Annotated in this window: 17 protein-coding genes; 7 read left to right on the forward strand and 10 right to left on the reverse strand. The window is 68.2% G+C overall.

What is annotated here, in order from left to right; translation table 11 throughout:
* Positions 1–33: 33 nt before the first annotated feature.
* Positions 34–1,014, reverse strand: coding sequence for a C4-dicarboxylate TRAP transporter substrate-binding protein (locus tag EDC22_RS00180; protein WP_132804593.1), 981 nt, complete (start codon positions 1,012–1,014; stop codon positions 34–36).
* Between the two features lie 183 nt (positions 1,015–1,197).
* Between EDC22_RS00180 and EDC22_RS00185 the strand changes: the two genes are divergently transcribed.
* Genes EDC22_RS00185 through EDC22_RS00195 form a run of 3 tightly spaced genes read left to right on the forward strand, consistent with a single transcriptional unit; the run spans position 1,198 to position 4,603 of the window.
* Entirely contained in the window at positions 1,198–2,076 is an 879-nt protein-coding gene (locus EDC22_RS00185) for an SMP-30/gluconolactonase/LRE family protein (RefSeq protein WP_132804594.1), read from the forward strand.
* A 40-nt stretch (positions 2,077–2,116) separates the two neighbouring features.
* Positions 2,117–3,850, forward strand: coding sequence for an L-arabinonate dehydratase (gene araD / locus EDC22_RS00190; protein WP_132804595.1), 1,734 nt, complete (start codon positions 2,117–2,119; stop codon positions 3,848–3,850).
* A 36-nt stretch (positions 3,851–3,886) separates the two neighbouring features.
* Positions 3,887–4,603 (forward strand): ribonuclease activity regulator RraA, encoded by a 717-nt coding sequence (locus EDC22_RS00195; RefSeq protein WP_132804596.1) that lies wholly within the window; start codon positions 3,887–3,889, stop codon positions 4,601–4,603.
* A 201-nt stretch (positions 4,604–4,804) separates the two neighbouring features.
* Here EDC22_RS00195 and EDC22_RS00200 read toward each other — a convergent pair whose 3' ends face one another.
* Genes EDC22_RS00200 through EDC22_RS00210 form a run of 3 tightly spaced genes read right to left on the reverse strand, consistent with a single transcriptional unit; the run spans position 4,805 to position 6,626 of the window.
* Entirely contained in the window at positions 4,805–5,398 is a 594-nt protein-coding gene (locus tag EDC22_RS00200) for a cysteine hydrolase family protein (RefSeq protein WP_165926733.1), read from the reverse strand.
* 14 nt (positions 5,399–5,412) lie between these two features.
* Positions 5,413–6,048, reverse strand: coding sequence for a GNAT family N-acetyltransferase (locus EDC22_RS00205; RefSeq protein WP_245499556.1), 636 nt, complete (start codon positions 6,046–6,048; stop codon positions 5,413–5,415).
* 14 nt (positions 6,049–6,062) lie between these two features.
* Positions 6,063–6,626 carry a hypothetical protein gene (locus tag EDC22_RS00210; protein WP_132804598.1) on the reverse strand — a complete coding sequence of 188 codons (564 nt, stop codon included), beginning with the start codon at positions 6,624–6,626 and terminating at the stop codon, positions 6,063–6,065.
* Between the two features lie 142 nt (positions 6,627–6,768).
* Between EDC22_RS00210 and EDC22_RS00215 the strand changes: the two genes are divergently transcribed.
* Together EDC22_RS00215 and EDC22_RS00220 are read left to right on the forward strand one after the other, a co-directional pair.
* Positions 6,769–7,833: a LysR family transcriptional regulator gene (locus tag EDC22_RS00215; RefSeq protein ID WP_132804599.1), complete on the forward strand. Its 1,065-nt coding sequence runs from the start codon at positions 6,769–6,771 to the stop codon at positions 7,831–7,833.
* A gap of 173 nt (positions 7,834–8,006) precedes the next feature.
* Positions 8,007–8,627 (forward strand): L,D-transpeptidase, encoded by a 621-nt coding sequence (locus EDC22_RS00220; protein WP_132804600.1) that lies wholly within the window; start codon positions 8,007–8,009, stop codon positions 8,625–8,627.
* A 78-nt stretch (positions 8,628–8,705) separates the two neighbouring features.
* Here EDC22_RS00220 and EDC22_RS00225 read toward each other — a convergent pair whose 3' ends face one another.
* From EDC22_RS00225 to putA, 5 genes are all read right to left on the reverse strand, one after another.
* A complete protein-coding gene (locus EDC22_RS00225) occupies positions 8,706–9,824 on the reverse strand; it encodes a DUF1513 domain-containing protein (RefSeq protein WP_132804601.1) in 1,119 nt (372 codons plus the stop codon).
* On the reverse strand, positions 9,805–10,890 hold the full coding sequence (locus EDC22_RS00230) for an imelysin family protein (protein WP_132804602.1): 1,086 nt from the start codon (positions 10,888–10,890) through the stop codon (positions 9,805–9,807). The genes EDC22_RS00225 and EDC22_RS00230 overlap by 20 nt, the downstream gene beginning before the upstream one ends.
* A complete protein-coding gene (locus EDC22_RS00235) occupies positions 10,891–12,414 on the reverse strand; it encodes a di-heme oxidoreductase family protein (protein ID WP_132805083.1) in 1,524 nt (507 codons plus the stop codon). It abuts the gene before it with no gap.
* A gap of 58 nt (positions 12,415–12,472) precedes the next feature.
* Positions 12,473–13,738 carry an imelysin family protein gene (locus EDC22_RS00240; RefSeq protein WP_132804603.1) on the reverse strand — a complete coding sequence of 422 codons (1,266 nt, stop codon included), beginning with the start codon at positions 13,736–13,738 and terminating at the stop codon, positions 12,473–12,475.
* Between the two features lie 144 nt (positions 13,739–13,882).
* Positions 13,883–17,038: a bifunctional proline dehydrogenase/L-glutamate gamma-semialdehyde dehydrogenase PutA gene (putA, locus tag EDC22_RS00245; RefSeq protein ID WP_132804604.1), complete on the reverse strand. Its 3,156-nt coding sequence runs from the start codon at positions 17,036–17,038 to the stop codon at positions 13,883–13,885.
* An 84-nt stretch (positions 17,039–17,122) separates the two neighbouring features.
* Here putA and EDC22_RS00250 point away from each other — a divergent pair, with 84 nt between their 5' ends.
* Complete coding sequence (locus tag EDC22_RS00250; protein WP_132804605.1) at positions 17,123–17,614, forward strand: Lrp/AsnC ligand binding domain-containing protein; 492 nt, start codon at positions 17,123–17,125, stop codon at positions 17,612–17,614.
* Between the two features lie 41 nt (positions 17,615–17,655).
* Positions 17,656–17,850 carry a hypothetical protein gene (locus EDC22_RS00255; protein WP_132804606.1) on the forward strand — a complete coding sequence of 65 codons (195 nt, stop codon included), beginning with the start codon at positions 17,656–17,658 and terminating at the stop codon, positions 17,848–17,850.
* Here EDC22_RS00255 and EDC22_RS00260 read toward each other — a convergent pair.
* Positions 17,847–18,353 (reverse strand): CYTH domain-containing protein, encoded by a 507-nt coding sequence (locus EDC22_RS00260; protein WP_132804607.1) that lies wholly within the window; start codon positions 18,351–18,353, stop codon positions 17,847–17,849. The genes EDC22_RS00255 and EDC22_RS00260 overlap by 4 nt on opposite strands.
* Positions 18,354–18,482 lie beyond the last annotated feature (129 nt).

The following is an 18,482-nucleotide window of genomic DNA, read 5'->3' on the forward strand; positions in this document are numbered from 1 at the left end:
GTCCGCCCGTTGTCGCCTCCGTTCCCGGATATCCTATCGGCCGAGCACCGTCCTGACGATCTCCGCCTCCCTGGTGAGATCGAGCGTCTCATAGACGCCGGCAGCGGCCGCCTTGAATGGCGCAAGATCGACGTCGGCGACCGTGACGCCGGACGCGGCGATGTCCCCAAGTGCCTTCTCGCCAAGTTCAATGGTAAGGGCAGAGGCATAGCGACCGTTCTCGACGGCGAGATCGCGGATGATCTTCTGGTTGTCGGGCGAGATCTGGTCCCAGGCATCCTTGCCGACCACCAGCGCGGTGACGAGCTGGATGTGTCCGGTCTTGGTGACATTGCTGACGACTTCGTACAGCTTGGCGCCCCAGATGGCGGTCGGCTGGGCCTCGGCGGCGTCCAGTGTTCCGAGCTGCAAGGCGGAATAGACCTCGCCCCACGGCATCGGTGTCGGCTCAGCGCCCATCGCCCGGATCGTCTCGATCCACACCGGAGCACCAATGGTGCGCATCCTGAGCCCCTTCAGATCCTCCGGCGAGGCGACCGGCTTCTTGGTCAGCGTGTGGCGCGGGCCCTGGTACCAGTTGGAGGCAAGCATGACCAGGTTGGCCTTTTCGGCCAGCTCGTTGCCCCAGGCGATGTATTCCTCTGAGAGGGCGAACTTGTCGGCGTCGTCATACGTGTCGAACAGGAACGGTGCCGACATGATGGCAAGCGAGGGAACGAAGCTCGACAGGCGTGCCACGTCGGTGACGGTGCCGACATTGGCGCCGGCACGCGCCTGATCGAGCATTTCGGTCGTGTCGCCGAGCTGCGAGTTGTGGAAGACCTCGATGATCACCTCGCCGTTCGTGGCCTTCTCGACATCCGTCTTGAACTTCTCGAGGCCCTGTCCCATCGGGTCGGTGGGCGCAAGCACCGTGCCGATGCGCAGCGTCGTGGCAGCGGACGCAGGCGCGGCGAGGCCGATGGCGGCCGCGATGGCGGTGCATGCGAAGAGGGTCTTCAAACTGATGGTCATGCGTCTTCTCCCCGGAATGTGCGGCCGCAGCCCACTAACTGATATTTTAGTTGTATTGAGATACTACGTAGGCTAGCTGTAGTCTGTCAATGCGGAATCTGGCGGCAGCGGGTGCAGCGGCCCGGCCGGCGCGCCGGTCGAACCGCGCGCAACAGACGGGTGGACAGGGGGGATGCGGTCGGCATGACGGGCAATCTGCACTTCGAGGTCGTGTCGTCCGTGCGCGCCGCGCTCGGCGAGAGCCCCGTCTGGTGCGACCGCGGGACGGGCGTCTGGTGGGTCGACATCGACGGACACGCGCTGTTGCGCAGCCGCTGTCCGGGCGGGGAGACCGACAGATGGACGACACCGGAGACTCCGGGTTTCGTGGTTCTGACCGAAGCCGGATCTCCCGCTGTGGGCATGGAGAGCGGCATCTTCCTGTTCGACCCGGATACCGGCGGTTTCGAGCGGGTGGTGCCGCAGGGCACTGCCGGTCTGCGGTTCAACGACGCCACGGTCGATGCCGAAGGGGTTCTGTGGGCCGGTACCATGGCGATCGCCGATGCTGCTCCGGTCGGCACCGTGTACCGGATCGCGGCCGATGCCGTCGCCGCGCCGGTGCTGGACGGGTTCATCACGCCCAACGGTCTCGCCGTCGATGCCAGCCGCCGACGGCTCTATGTGTCGGACTCCCATCCCTCCGTGCAGACGGTTTGGACCTGCGATCTCGATGCGACCGGGCGACCCGGCCCGCCTGTGCCGTTCGTCGCGATGCACGCCATGGCCGGGCGTCCGGACGGCGCCTCGCTCGACCGGGACGGCAACTACTGGATCGCCGCCGTCGGCGGCGGCGTCGTTTACGTGTTCACGCCCGACGGCGCGCATCTCGATACCGTTGCCACGCCGTTCGCGGCACCGACCAAGATTGCCTTCGGTGGCCCGGATGCGGCGCTTGCCCTGCTCACCTCGAAGGGTGGGCCAGCGCCGGAGGGGGCGCTCGCCGTCGCCAGGCTGAGCGGAACGCCCTGGTCGGGGTGTGCACCGGCCCGCTGGCGGCTGAACGGCGGCAGGTCGGCATGAGCGTCGGGCAGGCGGGCATCGACGGGAGGAAGGCCAGGTCATGACGAGAAAGACGCCAGGCGAACTGCGCAGCGCTCGATGGTTCGCCCCCGACGATCTCAGATCGTTCGGCCATCGGTCGCGGCTGATGCAGATGGGGCTTGGCCCCGAGGACTGGGCGGGCCGTCCGGTGATCGCCATCATCAACACCTGGTCGGAAGCGCAACCTTGCCACATGCACTTCCGCGAGCGCGCCGCCGACATCAAGCGGGGTGTTCTGCAGGCCGGCGGCCTGCCGATGGAATTGCCGGCGCTGTCACTGTCGGAGAGCCTGGTGAAGCCGACCACCATGCTCTACCGCAACATGCTGGCGATGGAGACCGAGGAGCTGCTGCGATGCCACCCGATCGACGGCGTGGTGCTGATGGGCGGCTGCGACAAGACCACGCCGGCGCTGATCATGGGCGCAATCAGCGCCGGCCTGCCGATGATCTTCTTTCCCGCCGGGCCGATGTTGCGCGGCAACTTCCGCGGACAGTCTCTCGGCTCGGGATCGGATGCCTGGAAGTACTGGGACGAGCGTCGCGCCGGCAATCTCGGCGCGGAGGACTGGGCAGGGCTGGAGGGCGGCATCGCCCGGTCCTACGGCCACTGCATGACCATGGGCACCGCGAGCACGATGACCGCCATCGCCGAGGCGATTGGATTGACGTTGCCGGGCGCCAGTTCGATTCCCGCAGCCGATTCGGCCCACACGCGGCTCGCCAGCGCCTGCGGTCGGCGCATCGTCGAGATGGTCTGGGAGGACCTGCGGCCGGCGCGGATCGTCACCGCGGCGTCGGTCCGCAATGCGGCGACCGTTGCGATGGCGACCGGCTGCTCGACCAATGCCGTCATCCACCTGATTGCGATGGCGCGACGGGCAGGTGTCGCCTTGACGCTCGACGACCTCGACGGCATCGGCCGCACGACGCCGGTCATCGCAAACATCCGCCCGAGCGGCAGCCGCTACCTGATGGAAGACTTCTACTATGCCGGCGGCCTGAGGGCGCTGATGAACCGGCTCGGCGACAGGCTCGACCCCACCCCGCTGACGGTGTCGGGGCGGCCGATCGGGGAGACGATCGCCGGCGCCGAGGTCTACAATGACGACGTCATTCGCAGTCTCGACGATCCCGTCTATCCCGAAGGGGCGCTGGCGGTGCTCAAGGGCAATCTCGCGCCCGACGGCTGTGTCATCAAGCCATGCGCCTGCGATCCGGGGCTGTTGCGCAACGAGGGCCGTGCGCTGGTGTTCGACAGCTATCCCGAGATGAAGGCGGCGGTGGAGGACCCGGACCTCGACGTTGAGCCGACGGACGTGCTGGTGCTGCGCAATGCCGGCCCGCAGGGAGGGCCGGGGATGCCGGAATGGGGCATGCTACCGATCCCGACACGGCTGCTGCGGCGCAATATCCGCGACATGATCCGCATCTCGGATGCCCGGATGAGCGGGACGTCCTACGGCGCCTGCATCCTGCATGTGGCGCCAGAAGCATTCATCGGCGGCCCGCTCTGTCTGCTCAGGACCGGCGACATCGTGCGGGTCGATGTGCCGGCGAGATCGATCGACATGCTGGTCACGGAGGAGGAACTGGCCCGCCGCCGCGCTGCGTGGACGCCTCCTGAACCCTACTATCCGCGCGGCTACGGCCAGATGTTCGCCCGGCACGTGTCGCAGGCCAACGAAGGGTGCGATTTCGATTTTCTCGAGACCCGGCCCGGGGCGGACATCCCCGAGCCCGACATCTACTGACTGAGATCCTGATCCGATCCTGAACGGGACCCCGACATGACGCTCAAGCCTGAGACCCGCGCCCGCCTCGCAGGCGTCTCCTGTGCCACGCTGACCACGGCGCTGTTCAAGCGCGGCCTGCGCAACGTCTTCCTGCAGGATGTACGCCCCGTGGCGCCAAAGGGGCGCAACATGGTCGGGCCGGCCTTCACGCTGCGCTATATTCCGGCGCGGGAGGACCTCAACACGCTTGCCGTGTTCGAGGATCCGAATCATCCGCAGCGCCGGGCCGTCGAGACCTGTCCGGCGGGCCACGTGCTCGTGATGGACAGCCGCCGCGATCCGCGCGCGGCGTCGGCGGGCGACATCCTGGTGCGACGCCTCATGGTCCGCGGCGTTGCCGGCGTGGTGACCGACGGCGGCTTCCGGGACAGCCCGACGATCGCGCGGCTCGACATTCCCGCCTATCACAATCGCCCGTCGGCACCGACCAACCTGATCCAGCATCAGGCAATCGAGATCGACGGGCCGATCGGCTGCGGCGGGGTGGCGGTCTTCCCCGGCGATGTCGTGGTCGGCGACGACGAGGGGGTGGTGATCATTCCGGCGGCGATCGCCGACGAGATCGCGGTCGAGGCCGAGCAGATGACGCTGTTCGAGGATTTCGTCGCCAGCCGCGTCGATGCCGGCCAGTCGATCATCGGGCTCTACCCGCCGACCCGGCCCGAGACCCGCACGGCCTTCGAGGCCTGGAAGCGCGATCGCGGCCTCTGAGCGCGGCACTGCCGCCGCGCCCATGGTTGTTCAGGCACGCGCTGCGCGACGCGGGCGCCTTGCACCGCCGCCGGACGCAAGTCGGGCCGGGCCGCATCGGGCCGCCCCAAAAAGCCCCCGGCTCCGGACGAGGTCCGCCGGAGCCCGCTGGCTCCTGCGGGCCCCTCTCCGAAGCCGGGCGCAGTTGGGCCTGGCGGCACCCTATACAGCCAGGCTCGGCTTGCGTCCGGCGAACCGGGCAACGATCTCAGCGGTCGTCGCCACCTCGCAAAGCAATCCGGCGATCGCTGTCGCCACGTCGTGCACCTGTCCCTCAGACTGCTCGCCGAGTCCGCGGCTGGCGCTGGCATCTGCCACCAGCAGGGCACGGTGTCCGCGGTGATGAGCGTCGAACAAGGTGGCGAGGCAGTTGGTCTCGCAGGTCAGTCCGGCCAGCACGAAATCCGGCCTCGACAGCGACTCCAGCAAGGCGGCGAAGGATTCGTTCGCATAGCAGGAGGGCTGAGACCGCTCGAACACCATCTCGTGCGGCCACGGCCGGAATTCCTCGATCCATTCGGCGAACGGCGTCGCCCGGTTGAAGAACGGCTCGCGCTTGAGCAGACGGAAGTGAGCGATCGGGAATCCGCGCTTGCGGGCGAATTCGAGCAGCCGCATGCAATTGCCCGTCCAGGGCTGGCGATGCCGCAGTGCATGGGCCCGACCGTCGACGACATATTCCCGCTGCAGGTCGACGAACAGGAACAGCGGGGTCCCGAAATCGTCGGAGACGCGGGGAAAGCGAATGACGCTCATCGGGCCCTCCTCGGTCAGGCTGCTTCTCTGCCGTGCATCGGCGAGGTGACGGGACGGGCGACCGAGCGCTCGAGTACGCCCGGCTTGTGCCATTCGCCCTCGGGACGGATCAGCTCGTACGGGTCGCTGTCGAGGGTCAGCGGATCAGGGTGCGGTTCGACCTCGAGCAGCATCTCCGTATAGGAGTAGTCGGAGAAGACGAGCTTGCGGTTGTCGCCCATCGGCCTGGCGCCGAACCGGCTCCAGAACTTCACCAGCCGGTCCTGTGCATGGCCGTAGATCTGCGTGTAGCCCTTCTTGCGGGCGAGTTCGATGCCCGCCCAGACGATGTCGAAGGACAGGCGCGAATTGCGGAACTCGTGGCGCACCGCCAGGCGCTCGAGCTTGGCGAAGGAGGCGAAGAAGCGGGCGCGCAGGCAGGCGGCCGGTTCGTCTCCCATGTAGCCGATCAGATGCGTGGCGCTGAAGTCGTTGCCGTCGAACTCCTCCAGGTAGGGGCAGGTCTGCTCGCTCATGAACACTGCCGCGCGGATCGCCACCACCTTCATCATGTCGTCCAGCGTCCGGGCGACCTTGATGCCGTAGGGTTTGCGCGGGGCCTCGGGGTCGGCGTCCGATTGGCCATAGCTTGCATAGATGGGCGGTTTCATCCGAAGTCTCCCTGTTATTCGGTGTCCACCAGCCCGCTACCCCGGTTGGCGATGCGAACGTAGCGATGCAGGTCCGGAAAGCCCGAATGGACCGGCCGGAAGCCGAGATTGGCCATCAACCGGGCGCCCGGTACGGTCGTCGGAGGGGCGTAGAGGTTGGCGGTGGCATAGCGGTCCGCCTGGAGGAAGCGGCTGATCGCGCAGATGCCCGCAGAGGCCATGCCGGGCGCCACCACGGCCCACTTGTAGATCGCCGCTGGCGCCTCGCCGGTGCGCACCGTGAGGCTTGGATCGGGATAGCCGGTGTTGAACTCGCCGAGCAGCAGGGCCTCGAGGCCCTCCGCACTCAGATGCAGCATCGCGTAGACCCCGCGGGTCCGCCCTTCCGAACGGAACACCCAGGCGCTCTCGCTGTTGCGCGTGATCACGCGTGCCACCGCTTCCACGGCCGAGGCCAGCACCGGGATCTGACTGGTCGCGAAGTCGAGCAGGGCCGGGATCTCGTCGTGTCCCACCGGCGCGACCACCAGCCCGGGCCGGCTGATGCGCACCAGGTGATCGAACTCACGCCGCTGCATATTTGCACCGTCGTGATGTTCGGGCCCGATCGGCAGCCTCACGGGGCGAAGCATCGTTTACTCCAGCGGAAGCTATTGTAATTATGGTAGTATACGCGTGAGTACGCGGAAGCAGAAAATGTCGCAGAGGGATGATGCAAAAATGGAGCACCTGCTGCGGGACGCCGCGTTGCGAAACGTCTCCTGGGACGACGTGCGCATTTTCCTGATCTGTGCCGAGACACGCAGCTTCCGCAAGGCTGCAACGATACTCAAGGTAAGTTCGTCGACAGTGGTACGCCGCATCGACCGGCTCGAGCACAGCCTTGGCATCCTGCTGTTCCGGCGGATTCCCGACGGGGTGGTGCTGACCGAGGAGGCGCGCGCTATCGTCGATCATGCCAAGCGCATGGAGCTGGCGATCTACGACGTCTTCCGGCGGGTCGAGCCGCAGGATGCGACGACCCTCGGCGTGGTGCGCGTTTCGATCACCGAGGGTCTCGGAACCTATTGGGTGATGCCGCGCCTGGTACAGTTCCAGAGGCAGTTTCCGTTCCTGATCATAGACCTGCGCTGTGCGATGGAGAGTGCCGACGTGCTGCGCATGGAGGCCGACATCGCGATCCAGTTCGTGCGGCCAACCGCCCCCGAGCTCATCGTCAGCAAGCTCGGGCGACTGCATGTCTATCCGTTTGCAGCGCCGAGCTACTCGGAAATATACGGTCTGCCGAGGTCGGTGGAGGAGATGGCGCGACACCGGCTCGTAGACCAGGCGGCGCCGCAGCTCGACAGCGGCGCCTGGGCGCGGCTGCTGGGAGTCGAGGACGTCGAAGGAATCGTCTCGCTGAGGACCAATTCCAGCGCGGCGCTGCTCTATGCGGTCGAGAAAGGCGCCGGGATCGGCGCGCTGCCAAGCTATGCGCCCCTGCTCGGCGCGCCGGTCGTGCCGGTCGATATCGGCGTCCATCATTCGATGGACATCTGGATGACCTATCATCCTTCCGCGCAGCGGTTGAAGCGTGTCGGTCTTGTCACCGACTGGATCAGGAAGATCTTCGATCCCAAGGCGCATCCCTGGTTCCGCGACGAATTCATCCATCCGGACGCGCTCGGCGCCGCGCTGACCGCGGACGTGTCGGAGAACATCGGCGTCGGGTTCGCGGCCGCCGCCCCGCTCGCGGGCGAGGCGACCCGTTGGACGGGTCTGCCGATGCGGCGCAGTCGCTGACATTCCCGACAACCCCTGACATCGCCGGCGACGGGCGGGCAAGGCGCCGCGGATGGCTTCGACCGACCCTGCCAATCGACCGGATCTGTTGCCTTCAGGGCACTTTGCGGTGCAGCGACCGGTGGTATCAAATTGCCGAATCGGGCATCGCTCAGGCGATTCAGGGGTGGAACATGGACATTGGGACTGTCGAGGTATCCAGAGCTCATGCCGGTCTCGTGAACCGGCGGACGCTACTGCTCGGCGGACTGTCGCTGTCGCTGGCGGGCTGCACGGCCGAGACCATGGAAAGCTGGTCCTCCTATGCGTCGGCGGAGGGATCGCTCGATCCCAAGTTCCGGCGCACCCGTGTCCAGTACGCCACGCGCGAGAAGCCGGGCACCATCGTCGTCGATACCTCGAACCGGTATCTCTACGTCGTGGAGGAGGGCGGCATGGCGACCCGCTACGGCGTCGGTGTCGGCCGGGCCGGTTTCGCGTGGAGCGGCCGGGCGGTGGTTGGCCGCAAGGAGGAATGGCCCGTCTGGACGCCGCCGCCGCGGATGATCGCCCGCCAGCCCGAGCTGCGGAAATATGCCGGCGGCATGCCCGGTGGTCCGGACAATCCGCTCGGTGCGCGCGCGCTCTACCTCTATCGCGGCGGCCGTGACACGCTCTATCGTCTGCACGGCACCAACCAGCCGGCTTCGATCGGCCAGGCAATGTCGAGCGGCTGCATCAGGTTGCTGAATTCCGATATCGAGCACCTCTACGACCGCACGAAGATCGGAACGCCGGTGGTGGTGCTGGCCTGAGACGCGAGCCGCCTGACCCCCGGGGCGTTCGCGTCGGCTCACGCGGCGGCTGGTCTGCGGCCGTGACGCGCGCACGGATCAGCCGGCTGCAACCCGCCTGAGATGATTGTCCCAGCTCAGCGTCTGCGACGCGGACAGGATGCTGTCCGCCGCGCCGTCCGCGCCGGCCTCGATCAGGCGGCCGTCGCCCGAGGAGACGAGGAAGCCGCCGGGCCGCCGTGCCGGGGCGACGCCGCAGCCGTCGGCGATCTCGGTCGTCCCGAGGCAGTCGCCCGTTGCCGCGTCCCAATAGGCGACGATGCCGCCGCGCGGGCTCGACGTGGCGACGATGGTTCCGGAGGCGTCCACGGCGACGCTGCCGATGTAGTTCCGGAGGCGCCGCAGCACGTCGGGTGGTCCGGCGAACATCTCGATGGCATGGCCGCGGCGATGGCGGCCGACCAGCGGCGGCCGGTCGGCGTCGGAACCGTGATACTGGCCTCCGACCCAGACATGGCCGGCGGCGTCGACCGCCAGGTGGTGGAAGGCCAGCTTGTGCAGCGCTGGGTCAAGCCGGGCAAGCTCCAGCAGGTCTCCGGTCGCCGCGTCCACATAGGCGAGGGCCGGCGCCATCTCGTCGAGGTTGAGCGGCAGCTTGCCGTAGTCGGGATGCAGCAGCAGCCCGCCGTTGGCAATGCACAGCGTCCGACCGTCCGGCAGCAGCACAACCTCGTGCGGGTCCAGGCCGCCGCTGTCGAATTCGCCGATCCGCCGCAGCCCGTCCGCCGGATCATACAGGCCGAGCACGCCGCGTCCGCCAACATAGTCGTTCTCGGTGGCGACCAGCAGCCGGCCGCGGTCGGCGAAGGTGCCGTGACCGAAGAAGTGCCGGTCCTGCGCGGCGGCAACCGCCTGCAGCGGCGTCCGGCCGGTCAGATCGAACGCGACGGCGAAGCGCCCGGGCTGGCGCGCGAAGGCCACCGCGCCGGAGCCGTCCGGCCGCACCGCGAAGGAATGGCCGCGGTCACCGAGCGGTACCACCAGAACGTCGCGTCCGCGGCCATCGACCACCGCCACCTCGAACCGGCCGGCTGCCTTGCGCGCCGCGAGATAGCTCGGTGCCTCCGGTCCCTCCACGCCCCAGGCAGCTGCCGTCGACAGGCCCGCCGAGGCTGCCATCGCCAGGAACAGGCGCCGATCAATCGCCGTCGAGTGCATTGAAGCCGACCCTTGTCCCGAGCGCCGGGGCGAGCTGCTCGTTGACCGTATTGCGGATGCTGTTGAGAGCGATCACCGTATAGATCATCGCGGCCCGGTCGGGTCCGCCGGACACCGACTCGCCGACCGGTTCACGCAGGGTCTCGAGCGATTCGCGCGCCTTGCGCAGTTCGAGATCAATCGAACCGTCGATCCAGCGGCGCTCCGCGTCCAGCATCCGCGGAACGCCGATCGCGCCGTAGAAGGATGCGATCGCCCGCACATTGGTGGCAATCAGCTGCAGGGTCAGCCCGCTCCGCCACAGCGGGGCAAGCTTCGGATTGGCTGTCTCCGGCTCGCGCCCGAGGAATGGCGCGATCATTGCCTCCGAGAGGAACTGCAGCGCGGTCGTCATCGCCTTGAGACTCTCGGCGACGACCTCTTCGGCCGTCCGGTAGACCGCGCTTTGCGGACCGGGATGCGCGAACTCGCGGGCCGTGTCGGAGCCGGCCGCCCAGGCAGCGCGGATGTCCTCGGCTGTCTGGCTGAGATTGACGGCGATTGCCGCTGCGAAGCCGCACCGGAAGCGACCGGCCGGCTCGCCGGTCAGCAATGCGTCGGACCCAGTTCCGAACAGCACGAACTCCAGGGCGGGCAGGCCCTGCACGGCGACACTCTTGCCGCGCAAGGTTGCAGCGTCGAGAACGTCGGTGGAGCCCTTCGCCAGTATCTGCTCGAGCTGGCGGATCGTGACACCGCGAGGGTCCGGCCAGAAGAAGATCCGTTCGTAGCGGTTCTCCTCCACCAGCGGTCCGAAGCGCAGCACGGAGACCCGCGCCCAGGCGCCAACGGCATCGCCGAAGCGCTGCCGGGCGACCTCCAGCCGGGCCGCGCTCGGCTCGCGGCAGAGCAACTCGACGGCGCCGGAGACCGCGGCGGTCGCCGCGGCGAATTGCTGCGTGGCGGGCTGGATGTAGCGTTCGATGAGGCGATTGCCTATGTCGGACGTCTCATCGGCATGCGCCGCGCCGCCGCAGAGCAGGCAGGATGCGGTGACCAGCACGACCGAGATGACGTGACGAAGCACTTAGAGCGACTCCAGGAAACGGACCAGCGCGGCCCGATCGTCCGGCGACATTCTGACAACGGCATCCCTGGCGGCCCGCGCCTCGCCGTCGTGCCAGAGCACAGCCTCGAGCAAGGTCCTGGCGCGGCCATCGTGCAAGAAGCCCGCCTCCGGGCTCACAATATGGGTCAGGCCGATTCCCCACAATGGCGGCGTGCGCCACTCTCGGCCGGTCGCATCGCCTTCCGGGCGGCCGTCTGCCAACGATTCGCCCATGTCGTGCAGCAACAGGTCGGTGTAGGGCCAGATGAGCTGGAAGCGGTGAGCCGCGCGCGCCGCGTCGCGGCGGGTGACGTATTTCGGCCGGTGGCAGGCGGCACAGCCGGCCGCGTGGAACATTTCCTTGCCGCGCAGCACCTGCGGATCGTCGAGGTCGCGCCGTTCGGGCACCGCCAGATTGGCGGCGTAGAACACGACCAGATCGAACAGCTCGGCGGGCACCTCGTCATCGCCCAGATGGCGCTGGATGCCGGTCGGCATCGCCCGGCAAGCGGCCTGTGCCTCGGTGCAGTCGCCGTAGGGATCCGGTACGGCCGGGCTCGACAGTCCCATGTCGCCTGCGAAGGCGTGCGCGGACTGGCTGCGCACCGTCGGCTGGATCGCCTTCCAGCCGAATCGGCCGAGCACCACCTCGCCGGTCTCGGAGTCCCGCACCCAGTTCGGGCGGCCGGAAATGCCGTCGCCGTCCAGATCGTCGGGATCGGCGGCGGCGAGGATGTCGGACTCGGCAATCGCCTCCAGCAGTCCGAGGCCCAGCATCTGCTGGGCCACCCGCGGCGAGGTCATCACGTCCGCGCGCATCGGGCCGTAGCCGAGATCGGTCAACTCGAAGCGCGGCCTGCGCAGCATCACCGTCTCACCGCCCGACAGTGCTACCGGATGCTCATCCCAGGTCGTGCGTATGCGTGCCTCGGCCGGTATGCCCGGAACGGCGAAGTCCTGGAGCTGGGTTCCATAGACCGGTTCGGGAATGACGAGGGCGCGGCGCTCGGCGAGCATCGCCGTCTCGACGGCATCGAGCGGGGGTACGGACAGGCGGATCAGCATCGTCACCGCATCGTCGTCCGGTCCGTCCGGCGCATGACCGCGTCCATCCTTGAGGTGGCAGCCCTGGCAGGAACGGGCATTGAACAGCGGGCCGAGTCCGTCCGAGGCGAGGGTGGAGGAGGGCGCCGACACCCAGTCCTTGCGGAACAGGCCGTTGCCGACCTGGAACGCCTGCCGCTCTTCGAACGACAGATTGGCGGAGGGATGCGAGAAGATGTCCCGGTTGAGCATCTTGCGCACCGTCGCTGCGCCCGCGGGCATCCGCTCGAACGGCTCTGGCGCGGCGAAATCGGTGGCCGGCGCGGTGACCTTGCGTACCCGCGCGGCATCCTGCGGAGTCAGGTCGTCACGCTCCGCGGATGCGATCGCCGTCGCCGCGACGATCCCCGCCGCGACGATGGAGAGGGTGGCCAAGGCCGCAGCGACATGCCGGTGCATGGTCACGGGGTGTCGTCCATTGAGGCGGGCGTCGGCGACCGGCCGGCCCGCCTGCAATTCATTGGAACACGGCTTGCGGATTGTCGAGACTGTCGGAACCCTCGATCTCCACACCTGAGATATCGAGTGCGGCGATGATGCGCTCGATCGTGCGCGTCTGGTCGATCAGCGCGTCGATGGCCGCCTGGACAATGGCGTTGCCCTCCGCATTTCCCTCGCCGATCAGCTGGTCGTAGGCTTCGCCAGCATCGGCGCGATCGCGGATCACCTGCATCGCTGCCAGCGTGGCGTCGAGCTTGCTGCGCATCTCCGCGTCGAGCGCCGGATCGACCGCCTGCACCAGATCGGAGAGACTCGGACCCTCGACCATCGAGCCGTCGATCCGCTCGTAACGCCCCAGATAGACGTTCCGTATCCCGAGGACGTCGTAATAGTGCGAGTTGTGGGTGTTGTCGGAGAAGCAGTCGTGCTCCTCCTCCGGATCGTGCAGCATGAGGCCGAGCTTCATGCGCTCGCCGGCGAGCTCGCCGTAGGAGAGCGAACCCAGGCCGGTCAGGATTGCCGCGAGCCCGTCCCTGGGGTCACCGTCGAGGAGGGTTGCGCGTGCTTCACCACCCTCCTGCCAGTTGCCGACCATCTCGGTCAGGTCGCTGACCAGCAACTGGGACACCGCGCTCAGATAGTCGCCACGGCGCTCGCAGTTGCCGCCGGTGCAGGCGGTCCTGTCGTAATCGGTGTGGGGACGCTGGCCAGCACCCGGTCCGGTACCGTTCAGATCCTGGCCCCACAACAGGAATTCGATGGCGTGATAGCCGCTCGCGACGTTCGCCTCGATACCGCCGATCTCCTGCAGAGTCTGGGAAATGAGCTGCGGGGTGATGTCGGTGGCGTCGACGACGCGACCACCCACCGTGATCGACGGATTGGCGATGATATTGGCCGCGTAATATGCATTGGTATCGGATTCCGTGCCGTAGGAGGCGTCGACATAGTCGATCAGTCCTTCGTCGAGCGGCCAGGCATTCACCCGGCCCTCCCAGTCGTCGACAATCGGATTGCCGAAGCGGAAGGCCTCGGTCTGCTGGTAGGGCACGCGGGCGGCGATCCAGGCCTGCCTTGCCGCGGCGAGGCTGTCCTGCGATGGCGAGGCGAGCAGGTGCTGTACCGCGTCGTCCAGTGTCTTGGCGGTTTCGAGCGAATCCTCGTAGCCGGCGAGCGCGATGTCCGCATAGGTCTCCAGGACTTCCCGTATGTCGGCGGCGGCTGGCAGCGCGGCGAGGCTCCACAGCCCCCCGGCGACGAGCGTGATCGGAATCGGTCGCATGGCGTATCCTCGACGATGGTCGCGAAATGCTGAAGGATAAAGTCATATTTTCGCCGGAAATTCCCACCGCCGGGCCGTCATGTCAATGGCGGCGAACCGGCAACCGCTCACCTGCGTCAGGCTGTCGCCCCGGCGACCCCCCGGTCAGCCGCGATCGTCGCTGGCGGCGATCAGCGAGGCGTTGCCGCCGGCCGCGGCGGTATTGACCGAGATCACCTGCTCCTGCGCGAAGCGGGTGAGGTAATCAGGTCCGCCGGCCTTCGGGCCGGTACCGGAAAGTCCCGAGCCGCCGAACGGCTGGGTGCCGACCACCGCACCGATCATGTTGCGGTTGACGTAGATGTTGCCGATGGCGAGCGCGTCGGCAACCTGTCGGTGGACGGCGTCGATGCGGCTGTGGACGCCGAGCGTCAGGCCGTAGCCGGTCGCCGCGATCGACCGGATCACTCGGTCGAGCTCGCCGGATTTCCAGCGGACCACATGCAGGATCGGACCGAAGATCTCTTCGGTCAGCTCCTCCGCGGACCTCAGGGCGACGATGTGCGGCGCCATCCAGGTGCCGCCGGCCAGTACGCCTCCGGGCAGGCTGCCGGCGAACAGCACCTCCTGTTCGCGCTGCATGCGCGCGACATGGGCGGCGAGCCTGTCGCGTGCCTCGGCGTCGATGACGGGGCCGATATCGGTCGCCGGATCGCGGGGATCGCCGAGTTTCAGTTCCCGCGCGGCTCCGGCGATCATCTCGATCATCCGGTCGGCGACCTCGTCCTGCAGGAACAGGAGCCGCAGCGCCGAGCAGCGCTGTCCGGCGGATCGGAAGGCCGAGGTGATGACGTCGTCGGACACCTGTTCGGGGAGCGCGGTGGCATCGACGATCATGGCGTTGATGCCGCCGGTTTCCGCGATCAGCGGCACGATCGGTCCGTCCTTGGCGGCAAGCGCGCGGTTGATTCGCCAGGCGGTCTTGGTCGATCCGGTGAAGGCGACGCCGGCGACCTGGCGATGCGCGACGAGGTGCGCGCCGACAGTGCCGTCGCCGGGCACGAGATTGACGGCATTCGCCGGAATGCCGGCTTCGTGCATCAGGCGGACCGCGAGTGCCGCGATCAAGGGCGTCTGCTCGGCGGGCTTGGCCACCACGGTGTTGCCGGCTGCCAGGGCGGCGACGACCTGACCGGTGAAGATGGCCAGCGGGAAGTTCCACGGGCTGATGCAGACGAACACGCCGCGGCCGCGGTGGCGCCAGCGGTTGTCCTCGCCGGTCGGCCCCGGCATCAGGCGGTCGACGGTGAACAGGCGGCGGGCTTCGGCGGCATAGTAGCGGCAGAAGTCGACGGCCTCGCGCACCTCGGCCAGACCGTCGGCCAGCGTCTTGCCCGCTTCGACGGCAAGCAGCGCCATCAGACGGTCGCGGTTGTCCTCGTAGAGGCCGGCGATGCGGTCGAGCAGACGGGCGCGCTCCGCGGCCGGCGTGCGCGACCAGGACGCGAATCCGCATGCGGCTGCCTCGATGGCGCTGTCGGCTGCATCGGGAGCGGCGTCGAACGCGGTTCCCGCGACCGTATGGCCGTCGATCGGGCTCACAACCTTGCGCTCGAGCCCGCCGAGCGGGCGTGCGTCGACCAGCGGTTCGGCCGGCGCGGCGGGCAGGGTCGCAGCCGCGATACCGCGGGTCAGCGCGGCAAGCGTCGCCCGATGCCCGAACTCCAGGCCCCGCGAATTTGCCCGCGACGGGCGGTACAGATCGGCGGGAAGCGCGATGCCGGTGTGATGCACCGGATGGTCGGGGCCAAGGGCAGCGGCGGGCCGGACCAGCAGTCGCTCGACGGGGATGTCGCGATCGCCGACCATCGAGACGAACGAGGAGTTGGCGCCGTTCTCGAGCAGCCGGCGGACCAGATAGGCGAGCAGGTCCTTGTGTCCGCCGACCGGCGCGTAGACGCGGCAGGCGGCGGCCGGTCGCAGGATGGCGAGCGTCTCGTAGAGCGCCTCGCCCATGCCATGCAGGCGCTGGAACTCGAAGCCGCCGGCACCTCCGGCGATCTCGAGCACGGTGGCGACGGTCAGCGCGTTGTGGGTGGCGATCTGCGGATAGAGCCGCGGCCGGGCAGCGAGCAGCCGCGCGGCGCAGGCCACGTAGCACAGATCCGTGGCCGGTTTGCGGGTGAAGACCGGGAAGCCGTCGAGACCACGTTCCTGGGCGCGCTTCACCTCGGTGTCCCAGTAGGCCCCCTTGACCAGGCGGACCATCAGACGGCGGTCATGAGCCTCGGCTGCCTCGCGGATCCAGTCGATGACCTGCGGTGCGCGCTTCTGGTAGGCCTGGACGGCGAGACCGAAGCCGTCCCAGCCGGCGAGCGAGGGATCGGCCAGCGCCGCGCCGAACACGTCAAGCGAGAGTTCCAGCCGGTCGGCCTCCTCGGCGTCAACGGTCAGGTTGAGGTCGAAGTTCCTGGCCAGCCGCGCCAGCTCGATCAACCGGGGGACAAGCTCGCGCATCACCCGGTCGCGCTGCACCGCCTCGTAACGGGGGTGCAGCGCGGAAAGCTTGACCGAGATGCCCGGCCGTTCGGGCAGCGGCCGGTTGCCGGCCTTGCGGCCGATTGCGTCGATGGCGGCGGCGTAGGCGGCGAAGTAGCGTTCGGCGTCCGCTGCGGTGCGTGCGCCTTCGCCCAGCATGTCGAAGGAATGCCGCACGCCGCGGTTCTCTGCCGAGCGTGCCCGCGCCAGAGCCGCGCCGATCGTCTCGCCCAGCACGAACTGGTGACCGAGGACGCGCATCGCCCGGCGCGTCGCCGTCCGCACGGCCGGCAGGCCGAGCCGCTTGACGAGGCTTGAAAGGATGCCCTCCGGCGTCTCGCCCGGCTGCACGATGCGGCTCGACAGGCCGAGCGCCCAGGTCGAGGCGGAGACGAGCCAGGTGTCGCTGTGGCCCTCGTGCGCGGCCCAGTCGCCGGCGCCGAGCTTGTCCTCGATGAGGCGGTCCGCCGTCTCCGCGTCCGGCACCCTGAGCAGCGCCTCGGCCAGCACCATCAGCGCCAGGCCTTCGCGCGTCGACAGGCCGTATTCGCGCAGGAAATCCTCGACGCCACCGAGACCGCCGGAGCGCGCGCGGATCCCTTCGATCAGCGCGCGGGCGGTGTCGTCGATCCGATCCTCCGCATCCGGCGCCAGCCGCGTCTCCGCCAGCAACCGCCGCACCAGCGGTCCGTCCTCCGGTGCATAGGCCGCCGAAAAGGGAGCCGGGCCTGTTGCCTGAGCTGGCGGAGCGGGCGATTGCGAGGGGGTAACAGATGCTGACACGGTCGTCTCCGGAATTGCGCATTCAGCATCCTAGCAGCATTATCGCAGCGAATATCGCGGATATAGGAGGAAGCTGTCGAGCAAATGCCTACAAAAACCAGTATCAGTAGAGAATCCTCCGGACTCGATCGCCTCGACCGCCGTATCCTCTCGGTACTGCAGCTCGAGGGTCGGATCACCAATCTGGATCTCGCCGATCGCATCGGCCTGTCGCCGACCGCGACCGCGGAGCGCGTCAAGCGGCTCACCCGTGAGGGGTACATCCTCGGCTATTCGGCGCGACTCGACCCGCGCCTGCTCGGGCGCGGGCTGCTGGTGTTCGTCGAGGTCAAGCTGGACCGCACGACACCGGATGTGTTCAACATGTTCGCAGCGGCGGTCCGGCGGGCGCCGGAGGTGATGGAGTGCCACATGGTCGCCGGCGGTTTCGACTATCTGGTCAAGTCGCGCGTGGCCGACATGGCCGCCTATCGCCGGTTCCTCGCCGACGTCCTCCTGGCGATGCCCGGGGTGCGCGAGACGCACACATATGCCGTGATGGAGGAGGTGAAGGCGGAGGGGCCGCTTCCTATCTGAACGTTGCGGCAATCCGGCCGTCCGAGCCAAGGGAAAGCGCGATGACCAGGTCACCGAAGACGCCCACCGTCCCCGGAAGGACGCCGGCTGGCGAGAGCCCGTCCAAGCATCTCGACGAGCTTCTGGACGAAGGGCTGGAGGAAACCTTCCCCGCCAGCGATCCGCCGGTAGTGATCACGCCCGGGCACGAGGACAGTCCCACAGGGGATCCGGGCGAGGGCGGCAGCAACCCCTAGCCGGTCGGTGCGGCCGCTGCAGCCTTTTCGGCAGCCGACCAGCCGGCGAAGGGTCGCTCCGACAGATCGGCATTGTAGAAGCGGGCGTCACCGGTCACCTCACGGCCGAGCCAGTCCGGCAGCGCCACCTCGGGCGCATCGTCGGCAAGCTCGAGCTCGGCGATGAGCAGACCGGCATTGTCGCCGCCGAACACGTCGACGGTCAGCACTCCGGCCGTGCAGGGGAGCCGGTAGCGGGTTTTCTCGATCACCGATCCGCTTCGCAACGCCTCCATGGCGACGGCATCGGCGACGGGGATCGCATAGTCGAACTCGTCGCGGATCATGCCGGGGACGGCCGACTTGACGGTGAGCCGCGCCTCGACGGCGTCGATGATGCGGACACGAACCGAGACCCGCCCGGTCCGGGCGAGGTAGAACTGGCGGATCGCGACGGATCCGACCGCCTCGTCCCGCCAGCGCTGGTCGGCGATGAGGAACTTGCGCTCGATCTCCCTGGCCATTCGGGCCTCCTTGCGTGTCGCCGGGATCGGTCCCGCCGCGGACGGGCGGGGATGCTCAGCGCGCAGCACTGGCGCACGTAGCCCGCGCCGCGCCATGCATCGCCCGCCCCGTGCGTCTCGCGCCACTGC

Origin of the sequence: Tepidamorphus gemmatus (assembly GCF_004346195.1) — a bacterium.
Lineage (GTDB): Bacteria > Pseudomonadota > Alphaproteobacteria > Rhizobiales > Tepidamorphaceae > Tepidamorphus > Tepidamorphus gemmatus.

Excerpts from the sequence above, each read along its gene's own strand:
- EDC22_RS00225 (WP_132804601.1), bottom strand. The coding sequence starts at position 9,824 with ATGCACTCGACGGCGATTGATCGGCGCCTGTTCCTGGCGATGGCAGCC.
- EDC22_RS00250 (WP_132804605.1), top strand. The coding sequence starts at position 17,123 with ATGCCTACAAAAACCAGTATCAGTAGAGAATCCTCCGGACTCGATCGC.
- EDC22_RS00205 (WP_245499556.1), bottom strand. The coding sequence starts at position 6,048 with ATGAAACCGCCCATCTATGCAAGCTATGGCCAATCGGACGCCGACCCC.
- EDC22_RS00185 (WP_132804594.1), top strand. The coding sequence starts at position 1,198 with ATGACGGGCAATCTGCACTTCGAGGTCGTGTCGTCCGTGCGCGCCGCG.
- EDC22_RS00220 (WP_132804600.1), top strand. The coding sequence starts at position 8,007 with ATGGACATTGGGACTGTCGAGGTATCCAGAGCTCATGCCGGTCTCGTG.
- EDC22_RS00240 (WP_132804603.1), bottom strand. The coding sequence starts at position 13,738 with ATGCGACCGATTCCGATCACGCTCGTCGCCGGGGGGCTGTGGAGCCTC.
- EDC22_RS00235 (WP_132805083.1), bottom strand. The coding sequence starts at position 12,414 with ATGCACCGGCATGTCGCTGCGGCCTTGGCCACCCTCTCCATCGTCGCG.
- EDC22_RS00195 (WP_132804596.1), top strand. The coding sequence starts at position 3,887 with ATGACGCTCAAGCCTGAGACCCGCGCCCGCCTCGCAGGCGTCTCCTGT.
- EDC22_RS00215 (WP_132804599.1), top strand. The coding sequence starts at position 6,769 with ATGGAGCACCTGCTGCGGGACGCCGCGTTGCGAAACGTCTCCTGGGAC.
- EDC22_RS00180 (WP_132804593.1), bottom strand. The coding sequence starts at position 1,014 with ATGACCATCAGTTTGAAGACCCTCTTCGCATGCACCGCCATCGCGGCC.
- EDC22_RS00260 (WP_132804607.1), bottom strand. The coding sequence starts at position 18,353 with ATGGCCAGGGAGATCGAGCGCAAGTTCCTCATCGCCGACCAGCGCTGG.
- EDC22_RS00210 (WP_132804598.1), bottom strand. The coding sequence starts at position 6,626 with ATGCAGCGGCGTGAGTTCGATCACCTGGTGCGCATCAGCCGGCCCGGG.
- araD (WP_132804595.1), top strand. The coding sequence starts at position 2,117 with ATGACGAGAAAGACGCCAGGCGAACTGCGCAGCGCTCGATGGTTCGCC.
- EDC22_RS00200 (WP_165926733.1), bottom strand. The coding sequence starts at position 5,398 with ATGAGCGTCATTCGCTTTCCCCGCGTCTCCGACGATTTCGGGACCCCG.
- EDC22_RS00255 (WP_132804606.1), top strand. The coding sequence starts at position 17,656 with ATGACCAGGTCACCGAAGACGCCCACCGTCCCCGGAAGGACGCCGGCT.